An 11,981-nucleotide genomic window follows, 5' to 3' on the forward strand; every position below is an offset into this window, starting at 1 on the left:
GTACCGCATAGAGGCGGTGTATCGCGGACAGGTCGCCCGGCCTGTTCCCCGTGTGCGCGGTGGCCGGAACACGCCTGCCGCCGGGCAGGCAGCAGGCCTAAAGAGACTTGCGCAGATTCACTGCCGGGATCTTGAGGGCTTCGCGATATTTGGCAACCGTGCGGCGCGCGACCACGAAACCCTGTTCTGCCAGCAGCTCGGCAATGCGGCTGTCCGAAAGTGGCGATTTTGGGTCTTCAGCTCCTATCAGTTGCTTGATGAGGGCTCGGATGGCGGTCGACGAGGCGGCGCCACCGGTGTCGGTCGAAACGTGAGATCCGAAGAAGTACTTAAATTCAAGCGTCCCGAACGGGGTCAGCATGTACTTCCCGGTTGTCACACGGCTGACAGTCGACTCGTGTAGGCCCAGCGTATCAGCTATTTCCCGCAAAACCAAGGGGCGCATGGCAATTTCGCCATGTGCAAAGAAATTCTTTTGACGCTCGACAATAGCCTGCGCGACACGCAGGATCGTGTCGAAACGCTGCTGGATGTTCTTGATCAGCCAGCGTGCTTCCTGAAGCTGCTGTTTCAGCGAACCGGTCGACGGATCGCCGCGGCTGTTGCGCAGGATGTTCGCGTAGAGGTTGTTGATCCGCAGGCGCGGCACGACCTCCGGATTGAGCTCCGCGAGCCATCCCTGGCCGGCCTTCTTCACGATGATGTCGGGCACGACGTAGTCGGCCTCGGCCTTGCCGTACGCGGCGCCGGGGAACGGCTCGAGCGAGCGGATCAGCGCGTGCGCGTCTCGCAGCGCGTCGTCGCTCGCCTTCAGGTGCTTGCGCAATCGCGTGAAGTCGCGTGCGGCGAGCAGTTCCAGATGCTGCGACACGATCTCGAGTGCGAGCGTGCGCGTCGGGGACGGATCGAGGCGCAGCAACTGCAGCTTCAGGCATTCCGATGCCGAGCGGGCGCCGACTCCGGCCGGGTCGAAGCTGTGCAGCAGCGCGAGCGCCGCGTTCAGTTCGTCGCAGTCGATCTCCAGCTCGGGCGGCAGGTCGGCGAGCACTTCGTCGAGCGTGGCGGTCAGGTAGCCGTCGTCGTCGAGCGATTCGATCAGGAACATCACGAGCGCGCGATCGCGCGGGCCGGCCTGCGTGACGCGCAACTGCGCGGACAGGTGGTCGCGCAGCGACGTCGCGGCTTCCTGCACCTGCAGCGGCGGGAGGTCGTCGTCGTCGGACGCTCCGCTCGAGCGGCCGAATTCGTCGAGATTCCATTGCGGGCCGTCGTTGCCGTCGCCGGACGCGTAACTGTCGTATTCGTCCGCGCCGGCCGGTTCGTCGCGCTCCGCGCGATCGCCCGACGTGCTGCTGTTGTTTGCCGGGGCCGGCTCGGTGTTCTGGCCGGAAGGTGTCTGCGCGATCAGCGATCCGTCCGCAGCGACGCGCAGCGGGCTCACGATCCATTCGTCGTCGTTCTCGAGCAGCGGGTTCTGCGCGACTGCCATCGCGACTTCCTGCTGCAATTCGAGCGTCGACAACTGCAGGAGCCGGATCGACTGCTGTAGCTGCGGCGTCAGCGCCAGATGTTGCGACAGGCGGAGTTGAAGGCTGGCTTTCATGGCAAGGAGGGAGTCATACCGGCAGTTTGCCACGACCCAGGCGCGTTGAGCCATCCGCGATTACGCGCGGCGCGCCGCCCGGCCGCAGGCATGGCCGCGAAGCGGGGCGCGGCCCCGCACGGCGATGCCGGGCGGGGGGCAGCCAGCCACGAGGAGGAAGTTACATGCGGAAGTGTTCGCCGAGATACACGCGGCGCACGCTTTCGTTTTCGATGATTTCGCTCGGCGCGCCGGCGGCGAGCACCGAGCCGTCGCTGATGATATAGGCGTGATCGCAGATGCCGAGCGTTTCTCGGACGTTGTGATCGGTAATCAGCACGCCGATGTTGCGCTGCTTCAGGAACTTGACGATCTTCTGGATCTCGAGCACCGCGATCGGGTCGACGCCGGCGAACGGTTCGTCGAGCAGGATGAAGCTCGGGTTGGTCGCGAGCGCACGCGCGATCTCGACACGGCGTCGTTCGCCGCCCGACAGCGACAGCGCCGGGTTCTCGCGCAGGTGGCCGATCTGCAGCTCGTCGAGCAGCGCTTCGCTGCGCGACGAGATCGCGTCCTTCGACAGCCGCTTGCCGTCTTCGCCGTATTGCAGCTCGAGCACCGCGCGGATGTTTTCCTCGACGGTCAGCTTGCGGAACACGGACGCTTCCTGCGGCAGGTACGACAGGCCGAGCGACGCGCGCTTGTGGATCGGCAGCAGGCTGATCGAGCCGCCGTTCAGCGAGATCTCGCCCGCGTCGAGCGGCACGAGGCCGACGATCATGTAGAACGACGTGGTCTTGCCGGCGCCGTTCGGGCCGAGCAGGCCGACGACTTCGCCGCTCTTCACGTCGAGCGACACGTCCTTGACGACCGTGCGCGAGCCGTAGCGCTTCTTCAGGTTGCGGACGACGAGCGAACTCGTGGTGCCGGCCGGCTGGCGGTTCGGTAGCGCGTTCATTGGCCCGGCGCTCCCTGGATCGTGGTCGACGGCGACAGCTTCGCCGGCGCGCCGGTCAGCGGCGCGGGGCCGCCGTTCTTCGGCGACAGCATCGCGCGCACGCGGCCGTTCGGGTTGCCCGGCGCCGCCACGTCCTTGCCGCCCTTCGCGGTGTAGAAGTCGCGCTGGCCGTCGTACGTGATCACGCTGCCGTGCACGGTGTCGGCGACGGTCGACGTGCCCTGCAGGCGGCGCACGGTCGCGGCGGTCGTCAGCGTGGTCAGGTCCTGCTTGCCGTCGTAGTCGATGCGCTCGGCGTCGCCGTCGATGTATTCGTCGAGGCCTTCGCGCTTCTGGCGGAACGTCGCGTGCTTCTTGCCGCTGCCGAACGACGTCGCGTACTGATAGCCTTCCGGATCCTGGCGCACTTCGACGCGATCGCCCTTGATGATGATCGTGCCCTTCGTGATCACGACGTTGCCGGTCGCGACCGTGACCTGCTTCAGGTCGTCATAGGTCAGGTTGTCGGCCTCGACGTTGATCGGCTTGTTCTGGTCGGCCTTCTCGGCATGGGCGAGCGGCGCCAGCCCGATCAACGGGAGCGCCACGAGCGTCGCGGCGAGCGCGGCGCGGACGGCGCGCGCAGCGCCGCCGGAAATCTGTCGAGGGAACGGTTCGTTCATGCAGTCACGTGAGGGAAGCGTCACTTGGGTTGACCTTTCGAGCCGCCGGACGTGTCCGCCGCGGCGATCGTGCCGCGCACGTTGCCGTAAAGCTCGATGACCCGGGTGACGTTGTTGTACTTCATGCCGTCGGTCGCGTTGACGAGCGACAGGCCGCGCTGAAGTTTAACCGGCTTTTCGGTCTGGATCACATCGTCATTGACGAAGATCCGGAAATGCTGGGAATCGGCCTGCATTTGCGGATCGCCGCCGCCGGCCGCGCGCAGGATGCGCGCATCGTCGTACAAATCGACGATCGACACGTCGCCGTTGACGGTGCCGCGCTTCGCGGTGGTCGTCACGACCGGCTTGCCGGGCTGGAATGCGCGCATGGCCGGATCGGTCAGGTCGCTGTTTTCGGTGTCTTCGTAATGGACCAGCTTCGCGGCCGTCAGCCGGTACTGGGTCGTGCCGGACTGGTCGAGCTCGGTGACCGAGAAGTTGTCCGCGAAATAGTCGGGCGTATGGCGCTTCGGCTGCGCGGTGCCCTCGCCGGGCGGCGGCAGCGTCGCCTGCAGCAGCCACCACGTGATGCCAGCGAGCGCGGCGACCGCGGCGAGCGGCAGCAGATGGGTCCAGCGGAAATGCGTATTCATCCGTCAGGCTCCGCAGGCGGCTGCGAGCAGCGCGTCATAGCGGCGCTGAGCGCGCAGGATCGCGTCGCAGACTTCGCGCACGGCGCCGTGGCCGCCGCGAGCCTCGGCCACCCAGTGCGCGCGGGCAATCACGTCGGGGTGCGCGTTCGCGGGCGCGGTCGCGAAGCCGCAGCGCAGCATCACCGGCAGGTCGGGCCAGTCGTCGCCCATGTAGCCGCACGCGTCGGCGGTGAGGCCGAGCGATGCGATCAGGTCGGCGAACACCGCGAGCTTGTTCTCGACGCCCTGGAACAGGTGCGCGATCTTCATTTCCTTCGCGCGCGCCGCGACGATCTCCGAGCGGCGGCCCGTGATGATCGCGGTCGCGATGCCGGCTTCGCCGAGCAGCTTCACGCCGTGGCCGTCGAGCGAATTGAACGACTTCATCGCGTCGCCGGCCGCGGTAAACAGCAGGCCGCCGTCGGTCAGCACGCCGTCGACGTCGAAAATCATCAGCTTCACGCGGTTCGCGCGTTCGGCCGCAGTCAGCGCTGCGCTCATCAGATCACCTTCTTCGAAAACAGGTCGTGCATGTTCAGCGCACCGATCAGCGCGCCGTCGGCATCGACCACCAGCATCTGGTTGATCCGGTGGCGCTCCATCAGTTCCACGGCCTCGACCGCCAGGTGATCCGGCCCGATCGTGCGCGGGTTGCGCGTCATCACGTCGGTGATCGGCAGCGTGCGGAAGTCGCCGTCGCGCGCGAGCACGCGGCGCAGGTCGCCGTCCGTGAAGATGCCCGCGACCTTGCCGTCGGCGTCGACCACGGCCGTCATGCCCAAGCGCTTCGCGGTGATCTGGAACAGCGCGTCCGACAGCGTCGCGTCGAGCCCGACGGACGGGACGTCGTCGCCCGCGCGCATCACGTCGCGCACGTAGGTGAGCAGGCGCCGGCCGAGCGCGCCGCCCGGGTGCGAGCGCGCGAAATCTTCCGAACCGAAGCCGCGCGCGTCGAGCACCGCGACGGCGAGCGCGTCGCCGAGCGCGAGCGCGGCGGTCGTGCTCGCGGTGGGCGCGAGGTTCAGCGGGCACGCTTCCTTCGAGACCGCGGCGTTCAGGTTCACGTCGGCGAGCGTGCCGAGGCTCGACTCCGCGCGGCCCGTGATCGCGATCAGCTTCGCGCCGATCCGCTTGACGAGCGGCAGGATCGCGACGAGCTCTTCCGATTCGCCTGAATAGGAGATGCCGATGAAGACGTCGTTGGAGGTGACCATCCCGAGGTCGCCGTGGCTGGCCTCGGCAGGATGGACGAAAAAGGCCGGCGTGCCGGTGCTGGCCAGCGTGGCCGCGATCTTGCGGGCAATGTGCCCCGATTTGCCGATACCGGACACCACCACGCGGCCGCGGCAGCCGAGCAGCAGCGCGACGGCCTGGACGAAGCCGCCGTCGAGCTGGTCGCGCAGTGCGCGCACGGCGTCCGCCTCGATGTCGAGCACGTCGCGGGCGAGCGCGAGCGCCCGATCATCATTGATTTTCGCTATCATGCGCGGAGTATAGCAAAGGCGTTTGTTCGCCGCGCCGGGCCTTCGGACTCGTCCGATGTCGCCTATCCCACGCTACGCCATCGCGCCCGCTTCGCGGTGGCCCCGACGAACGAGGACGCTCCGCCCGTGATTTCCCCGCTCGAAATGACGCTCATGCTGCTGCTGGCTTCGGTGGTGGGCGTCGTCGTATTCCGCTCGCTGAACCTCCCGCCGATGCTCGGCTACCTGACCGTCGGCATCCTGGTCGGCCCGCACGCGCTCGGGATCGCGGCGGATCTCGAGCGGGCCGAGCATCTCGCGGAATTCGGCGTGGTGTTCCTGATGTTCTCGATCGGCCTCGAATTCTCGCTTGCGAAACTGAGGTCGATGCAGCGGCTCGTGTTCGGCCTCGGGCTGCTGCAGGTCGTCGCGACGCTTTTGCTCGCGCTGTTGCTCGGCGCGCTGTTCGAGCGCTGGGTGCACATCACGTGGCAGGGCGCCGTCGCGCTCGGCGGCGCGCTCGCGATGTCGTCGACGGCGATCGTGTCGAAGATGCTTGCCGAACGTCTCGAGATCGAGACCGAGCACGGCCGCAACATCTTCGGCGTGCTGCTGTTCCAGGATCTCGCGGTCGTGCCGCTGCTGATCGTGATCGCCGCGTTCGGCGCCGAATCGTCGAAGGACCTCGCGCTGACGCTTGGCTTCGCGGCGGTCAAGATCGTGATCGCGCTCACGCTGCTGCTGGTCATCGGCCAGCGCTTCATGACGCGCTGGCTCAACGTCGTCGCGCGGCGCCGCTCGCAGGAGCTGTTCGTGCTGAACCTGCTGCTCGTCACGCTCGGCGCCGCGTTCATCACCGACAAGTTCGGCCTGTCGCTCGCGCTCGGCGCGTTCATCGCGGGGATGCTGATCTCCGAGACGCCGTTCCGCCATCAGGTGGAGGAGGACATCAAGCCGTTCCGCGACGTGCTGCTCGGCCTGTTCTTCGTGACGACCGGGATGCTGCTCGATCCGCGCGTGATCTGGGAGCATCCGTTGCTCGTGCTCGGCTTCTTCGTCGGGCAGATCCTGTTCAAGGGGACGATGATCGCCGGGCTCGCGCGGCTGTTCGGCGCGACGCCGGGCGTCGCGATGCGCACGGGCATCGGCCTCGCGCAGGCCGGCGAATTCGGCTTCGTGCTGCTGAACCTGATCCTCGACCGGCATCTCGTCGATTCGACGCTGCTGCAGGCGATCCTCGCGTCGATGCTGCTGTCGATGCTCGCCGCGCCGTTCCTGATCCAGAACGCCGACCGGATCGTGATGCGGCTGTCGTCGACCGAATGGATGCAGCAGTCGCTGCAGATGACGCGGATCGCGACGCAAAGCCTGAAGCAGCGCGGCCACGTGATCATCTGCGGCTACGGCCGCGCGGGCCAGAACCTGGCGCGCATGCTCGAACAGGAAGGCATTTCGTATGTTGCGCTCGACCTCGACCCGGACCGCGTGAGCGCGGCCGCGGCGGCCGGCGAATCGGTCGTGTTCGGCGATGCGGCGCGCCGCGAGTCGCTGCTCGCGGCCGGTATCCACCGCGCGGCGGCAGTCGCGATCACCTATGCGAACACGCCGTCCGCGCTGCGCGTGCTGCATCACGTGCACGAGCTCGAGCCGACGCTGCCGGCGATCGTGCGCACCGTCGACGATGCCGACCTCGAGAAGCTGCTCGCGGCCGGCGCGACCGAGGTGATTCCGGAGATCGTCGAGGGCAGCCTGATGCTCGCGTCGCATACGCTGGTGCTGGTCGGCGTGCCGATGCGCAAGGTCGTGCGGCGCGTCGAGGAAATGCGCGACGAGCGCTACAGCCTGCTGCGCGGCTATTTCCGCGGCGCGGACGACGCGGACGACGACGACCACGAGCAGGTGCGGCTACAATCGGTGCCGGTCGATGCGCGCGCGGACGCGGTCGGGCGCTCGCTTGAGGAACTCGGGCTGTATGCGCTCGGGCTGGAAGTCACGGCGATCCGCCGGCACGGCATCCGCGGCGTCGAACCCGATCCGCAGACCAAGCTGCGCGCGAGCGACATCGTCGTGCTGCGCGGGCTGCCCGAGGCGCTCGCGCTCGCGGAGGAGCGGCTGTCGCGCCATCGGCGCGATCCGCCGGCCGCGGCCGCGTGAGCGCCGATTCAATAACCTGACCCGTATTTTTCGAAACGGTGCCCGATCTTCGCGCACCGTTTTTTTCGGAGAGTTTCATGCCGCATTCGTCGTCGGGCGCGCCGCTCGATCCGGTCGCCTTCATCCACAGCCAGATCCGCACGGTGCCCGACTGGCCGCAGCCGGGCGTGATGTTCCGCGACATCACGACGCTGCTGCAGAGCCCGAAGGCGCTGCGCATCCTCGTCGACCTGTTCGTCGAGCGCTATGTCGATGCGAAGCTCGACTACGTCGCGGGCCTCGACGCGCGCGGCTTCATCATCGCGCCGATCGTCGCGTACGAGCTGAGCGTCGGCTTCGTGCCGATCCGCAAGGTCGGCAAGCTGCCGTACAAGACGCGCTCGGAATCGTACGACCTCGAATACGGCAGCGCGACGGTCGAGATTCACGAGGATGCGTGCCGCCCCGGCGACCGCGTGATCATCATGGACGACCTGATCGCGACCGGCGGCACGATGATGGCGGGGCGCAACCTGCTGCAGCGGCTCGGCGCGGTGGTCGTCGAGGGCGCGGCGATCATCGACCTGCCCGATCTCGGTGGCTCGGCGCTGCTGCGCAACGCGGGACTGCCCGTCTATACCGTTACCGAATTCGCCGGCCACTGAACGCCGGCCGGGCTTGCTTGCCAGCCTTACATACCGCCTTATACACGTTACGCAGCGAGGTCACGATGCCCAACTTCATGCTGTTTCTCGCCACGTCGATCGCGATCACGTTCGCGCCGGGGCCCGACAACCTGCAGGTGCTCGCGCGCGGCATCTCGCAGGGCCGCGCGGCCGGCTTCGTCGCCGCGCTCGGCTTCACGGCCGGGATCCTGTTCCACACGACGCTCGCGGCGCTCGGCGTCGCGGCCGTGCTGCGTTCGTCGCCGGTCGCGTTCGAGATCCTGAAGCTCGCGGGCGCCGCGTACCTCGTGTGGATCGGCATCAGGGCGCTGCGCAGCCAGGGCCTCGCGAACGCGCACGCGCGCCCGCCGCAGCCGCTCGGCACGATCTTCCGGCAGAGCGTGATCGGCAACCTGATGAACCCGAAGGTCACGCTGTTCTTCGTCGTGTTCCTGCCGCAGTTCGTCGATTCGCACGGCGCGCAGAGCGTGACGCTGCAGATGTTCGAGCTCGGCGCGCTGTTCATGCTGCAGACGGCCGCGATCTTCTCGCTGTTCGGCGTCGGCGCCGGCATGATCGGCGCATGGCTGAAGCGCCGCCCGAAGGCCGGCGTGTGGCTCGACCGGATCGCCGGCGCGACGTTCATCGCGATCGGCATCCGCGTCGCGCTGAAGGACTGACGGCGATGACGTTTCCGTGCATCGCGGCCGCGCGCCGCTTCGATCCGGCCGCGCACCTGCGCTTCGAGATCGCCGGCCAGGCGGTCGGCTGGGTGCGCCGCCAGGATGTCGCGAAGCTTGCGCGCTGGCCCGACGTGTTCGAACTGACCGCCGAGCGCGTCGTGCTGTCGGCGCGCTACGACTCGGTCGACGCGCGCAGCATGGCGCTGGCGAGCGCGATCGGCGCGCTCGCGGCCGAAGGCGCGATTCCCGGCTGGCGCGACGAGATCTATGCGATTCGCAACCGCTTCGACGATGCGCCGCTCGCGTATATCGAGCGCGCCGCGTCGCGGTTCTTCGGGACGCAGACTTATGCGGTGCATCTGAACGGCATCGTAGAATATGCGGCTGCGCCCGCCGCGGCCGTGCCGCAGATGTGGCTCGGCCGCCGCAGCGCGACCAAGGCAACCGACCCCGGCATGCTCGACAATGTCGTCGCGGGCGGCATCGGCTGGGGCCTGGGCGTTCACGAGACGCTCGCGAAAGAGTGCTGGGAAGAAGCCGGCATTCCGGCCGAACTCGCGGCGCGCGCGATCGCGGGCCGCGCGGTGCAGGTGCTGTGCTCGCTGCCGGAAGGCACGCAGTCCGAACTGATCTTCGTGTACGACCTGCCGCTGCCGCACGACTTCGCGCCGCGCAACCAGGACGGCGAAGTGGCCGAGCATCTGCTGGCCGGCGTGCCCGAGGTGATCGGCTGGCTGCGCGAGGGCCGCGCGACGATGGACGCGAGCCTCGCGACGCTCGACACGCTGCTGCGCCACCGCTGGCTTGCTGCGGCCGACGCGGCAGGCATCGACGCGCTGTTCGCGCCGGCCGCGTGACGCGCGCGGCGACGCGCAGCCCGGCGGCGCGAACGGGCAATTTGACGAATACGGAAACAAAGGGAGTAGCGGTCATGCCGACCGATCACAGCTTTATCTTGAAACTGTCGTGCCCCGACCGGCACGGCATCGTCCACGCGGTCTCGGGCTTCCTGTTCGAGCGCAGCAACAACATCCTCGATTCGGCGCAGTTCGGCGACAGCCGCACCAGCGAATTCTTCATGCGCGTGCACTTCGAGCAGGACGGCAACGGCACGGATGCCGCGTCGGCGCTCGACACACTTCGCAAGGAATTCGCGCCGCTCGCCGAGCAGTTCTCGATGCGCTGGGAACTGCACGATGCGGCCGTGAAGCCGCGCGTCGTGATCATGGTGTCGAAGATCGGCCACTGCCTGAACGACCTGCTGTTCCGCTATCGCACCGGCCAGCTGCCGATCGAGATCCCGGCGATCGTGTCGAACCACAAGGAGTTCTACCAGCTCGCCGCGAGCTACAACATCCCGTTCCATCACTTCCCGCTGATCGGCGGTTCGTCCGATGCCGCGAAGGCCGCGCAGGAAGCGCGCGTGCTGGAAGTGATCGACGAGCACCAGGCCGATCTCGTCGTGCTCGCGCGCTACATGCAGATCCTGTCGCCGAACATGTGCCAGCAGCTCGCCGGGCGCGCGATCAACATCCACCACTCGTTCCTGCCGAGCTTCAAGGGCGCGAAGCCGTACTATCAGGCGTTCGACCGCGGCGTGAAGCTGATCGGCGCGACCGCGCACTACGTGACGACCGATCTCGACGAAGGCCCGATCATCGAGCAGGAAGTCGAGCGCGTCGACCACAGCATGACGCCCGACCAGTTGACCGCGATCGGCCGCGATGTCGAGTGCGTGACGCTCGCGCGCGCGGTGAAGTGGCACGTCGAGCACCGGATCGTGCTGAACGGGACGAAGACGGTCGTGTTCCGCTGATCTGAATCGGCCGGCCGCCGGTTGGCCGGCTCCCGGAAACAAAAACGCCGCGCCTCCTTTCCGGGGCGCGGCGTTTTTTGTCGCCTGAGACGCGGGTTTCAGATCAGCCGCAACAGGTACAGCTCTCGTTTCAGATACGCGTAGAAGATCGGCGCGGCGATCACGCCCGGCAGCCCGAACGCGGCCTCCATGATCAGCATCGCGAGCAGCAGCTCCCACGCGCGCGACTCGATCTGGCCGCCGATGATCTTCGCGTTCAGGAAGTATTCGAGCTTGTGGATGATCACGAGAAACGCGAGCGACGCGATCGCGGTGCCCATGCTGACCGACAGCGACACGGCGACGATCAGCGTGTTGGAGATCAGGTTGCCGATCACGGGCAGCAGGCCGACGATGAACGTGACGAGCACAAGCGTCTTCGACAACGGCAGCCGCTGGTGGAAGATCGGCAGAGCGACGAGCAGGTAGACGGCCGTGAACGCAGCGTTGATCGCCGAGATCTTGATCTGCGCGAACACGATCCGGCGGAATGCGTCGGAGAAGCGCGACACGCGCGTGACGAGCGCGGTCGACAATGGCCGGCGCACCTTGCCGTGCTCGACGCCGATCGCGATCATCGCGCCGATGATCATCCCGAACAGCACGTGGCCGAAGCCGCGCGCGACGCTCTTGCCGCTCTGCTGGAGCTGGTCCATGTGCGAGTGCATCAGCAAGGCCGCCTTCGTCTTCATCTGCTCGACGTCGACCGGCAGCAGGTTCGCGATCCACGCCGGCGTGCGCGCGCGGGTTTGCTCGACGATCTGCATCAACTGGCCGAGCAGGCTCTGCAGGTTCGGTACCGTGTGCTCGAAATGCTCGATGATGCCGATCGTCAGGCCCGTGAGCCCGCCGACGATCGCGATCGCCAGCAGCACGACGGCGACCCAGCGCGCGCGCATGCTCGTCGTGTGGCGTTCGATCACGGGCGCGATCGTGTGGATCAGCTGGTAGACGAGCAGGCCGGCCAGCAGACCGCCGAGTAGCTTGAGGTCGAGAACGAGCCACATCATGACGATCGTGAGGAAATAGCTGCCGATCTCGAGTGCCGACAGCTTCGGCAGGCTGAAGTCGCTCGTCAGCCGCACGCTGCGCAGGTGCAGCTCGCGGCTCTGCGCATCGCGCGACTCTTGTTGCTTCTCCATCGTGGATTCCTGTCGTTCGTGTGTCATGCCGCGCAGCGCTCGGCAGAGCCGGGGTCGCCCGGTGCCGCACCGGATTGGTGCAGAAGGCGAACCTTACGACCGTAAAGTATAGCCGCCATTATGGTCCGCAAACGGGCCGTTTGGCGCGTGGTGTAAACGCAGAA

Annotated in this window: 12 protein-coding genes; 5 read left to right on the forward strand and 7 right to left on the reverse strand. The window is 67.3% G+C overall.

Annotated features, from left to right (window positions below):
• Window positions 1–97 precede the first annotated feature (97 nt).
• The 6 genes from DM992_RS05930 to kdsD all read right to left on the reverse strand — a co-directional run bounded on the left by DM992_RS05930 (window position 98) and on the right by kdsD (window position 5,360).
• On the reverse strand, window positions 98–1,603 hold the full coding sequence (locus tag DM992_RS05930; RefSeq protein ID WP_111016080.1) for an RNA polymerase factor sigma-54: 1,506 nt from the start codon (window positions 1,601–1,603) through the stop codon (window positions 98–100).
• 160 nt (window positions 1,604–1,763) lie between these two features.
• A complete protein-coding gene (lptB, locus tag DM992_RS05935; RefSeq protein ID WP_111016081.1) occupies window positions 1,764–2,540 on the reverse strand; it encodes an LPS export ABC transporter ATP-binding protein in 777 nt (258 codons plus the stop codon).
• On the reverse strand, window positions 2,537–3,202 hold the full coding sequence (gene lptA / locus DM992_RS05940; RefSeq protein WP_111016082.1) for a lipopolysaccharide transport periplasmic protein LptA: 666 nt from the start codon (window positions 3,200–3,202) through the stop codon (window positions 2,537–2,539). Before lptA ends, lptB begins: the two co-directional genes overlap by 4 nt.
• Window positions 3,203–3,222: 20 nt before the next feature.
• Entirely contained in the window at window positions 3,223–3,837 is a 615-nt protein-coding gene (gene lptC, locus DM992_RS05945; RefSeq protein ID WP_111016083.1) for an LPS export ABC transporter periplasmic protein LptC, read from the reverse strand.
• A gap of 3 nt (window positions 3,838–3,840) precedes the next feature.
• Window positions 3,841–4,377, reverse strand: a complete 537-nt coding sequence (locus tag DM992_RS05950) for an HAD family hydrolase (RefSeq protein ID WP_111016084.1) — start codon at window positions 4,375–4,377, stop codon at window positions 3,841–3,843.
• Window positions 4,377–5,360 (reverse strand): arabinose 5-phosphate isomerase KdsD, encoded by a 984-nt coding sequence (gene kdsD, locus DM992_RS05955; RefSeq protein WP_111016085.1) that lies wholly within the window; start codon window positions 5,358–5,360, stop codon window positions 4,377–4,379. Before kdsD ends, DM992_RS05950 begins: the two co-directional genes overlap by 1 nt.
• A gap of 126 nt (window positions 5,361–5,486) precedes the next feature.
• Between kdsD and DM992_RS05960 the strand changes: the two genes are divergently transcribed.
• The 5 genes from DM992_RS05960 to purU all read left to right on the forward strand — a co-directional run bounded on the left by DM992_RS05960 (window position 5,487) and on the right by purU (window position 10,636).
• Window positions 5,487–7,493 (forward strand): monovalent cation:proton antiporter family protein, encoded by a 2,007-nt coding sequence (locus tag DM992_RS05960; RefSeq protein ID WP_111017820.1) that lies wholly within the window; start codon window positions 5,487–5,489, stop codon window positions 7,491–7,493.
• Between the two features lie 77 nt (window positions 7,494–7,570).
• Window positions 7,571–8,137 (forward strand): adenine phosphoribosyltransferase, encoded by a 567-nt coding sequence (locus DM992_RS05965; RefSeq protein ID WP_040141994.1) that lies wholly within the window; start codon window positions 7,571–7,573, stop codon window positions 8,135–8,137.
• A gap of 65 nt (window positions 8,138–8,202) precedes the next feature.
• Window positions 8,203–8,817: a LysE family translocator gene (locus tag DM992_RS05970; RefSeq protein WP_111016086.1), complete on the forward strand. Its 615-nt coding sequence runs from the start codon at window positions 8,203–8,205 to the stop codon at window positions 8,815–8,817.
• Between the two features lie 5 nt (window positions 8,818–8,822).
• Entirely contained in the window at window positions 8,823–9,677 is an 855-nt protein-coding gene (locus tag DM992_RS05975; protein WP_111016087.1) for a DUF4743 domain-containing protein, read from the forward strand.
• Between the two features lie 74 nt (window positions 9,678–9,751).
• Window positions 9,752–10,636, forward strand: a complete 885-nt coding sequence (gene purU / locus DM992_RS05980; protein ID WP_034179051.1) for a formyltetrahydrofolate deformylase — start codon at window positions 9,752–9,754, stop codon at window positions 10,634–10,636.
• Between the two features lie 98 nt (window positions 10,637–10,734).
• Here purU and DM992_RS05985 read toward each other — a convergent pair whose 3' ends face one another.
• Window positions 10,735–11,817 (reverse strand): AI-2E family transporter, encoded by a 1,083-nt coding sequence (locus DM992_RS05985; RefSeq protein WP_162631595.1) that lies wholly within the window; start codon window positions 11,815–11,817, stop codon window positions 10,735–10,737.
• Between the last annotated feature and the right edge of the window lie 164 nt (window positions 11,818–11,981).

This window comes from Burkholderia sp. JP2-270 (assembly GCF_003233675.1).
GTDB classification, from domain to species: Bacteria; Pseudomonadota; Gammaproteobacteria; order Burkholderiales; family Burkholderiaceae; genus Burkholderia; species Burkholderia pyrrocinia_C.

Bases quoted from the DNA above. Each gene is read 5' to 3' on its own strand.
- DM992_RS05930 (WP_111016080.1), bottom strand. From the start codon at position 1,603: ATGAAAGCCAGCCTTCAACTCCGCCTGTCGCAACATCTGGCGCTGACG.
- lptB (WP_111016081.1), bottom strand. From the start codon at position 2,540: ATGAACGCGCTACCGAACCGCCAGCCGGCCGGCACCACGAGTTCGCTC.
- lptA (WP_111016082.1), bottom strand. From the start codon at position 3,202: ATGAACGAACCGTTCCCTCGACAGATTTCCGGCGGCGCTGCGCGCGCC.
- lptC (WP_111016083.1), bottom strand. From the start codon at position 3,837: ATGAATACGCATTTCCGCTGGACCCATCTGCTGCCGCTCGCCGCGGTC.
- DM992_RS05950 (WP_111016084.1), bottom strand. From the start codon at position 4,377: ATGAGCGCAGCGCTGACTGCGGCCGAACGCGCGAACCGCGTGAAGCTG.
- kdsD (WP_111016085.1), bottom strand. From the start codon at position 5,360: ATGATAGCGAAAATCAATGATGATCGGGCGCTCGCGCTCGCCCGCGAC.
- DM992_RS05965 (WP_040141994.1), top strand. From the start codon at position 7,571: ATGCCGCATTCGTCGTCGGGCGCGCCGCTCGATCCGGTCGCCTTCATC.
- DM992_RS05970 (WP_111016086.1), top strand. From the start codon at position 8,203: ATGCCCAACTTCATGCTGTTTCTCGCCACGTCGATCGCGATCACGTTC.
- DM992_RS05975 (WP_111016087.1), top strand. From the start codon at position 8,823: ATGACGTTTCCGTGCATCGCGGCCGCGCGCCGCTTCGATCCGGCCGCG.
- purU (WP_034179051.1), top strand. From the start codon at position 9,752: ATGCCGACCGATCACAGCTTTATCTTGAAACTGTCGTGCCCCGACCGG.
- DM992_RS05985 (WP_162631595.1), bottom strand. From the start codon at position 11,817: ATGGAGAAGCAACAAGAGTCGCGCGATGCGCAGAGCCGCGAGCTGCAC.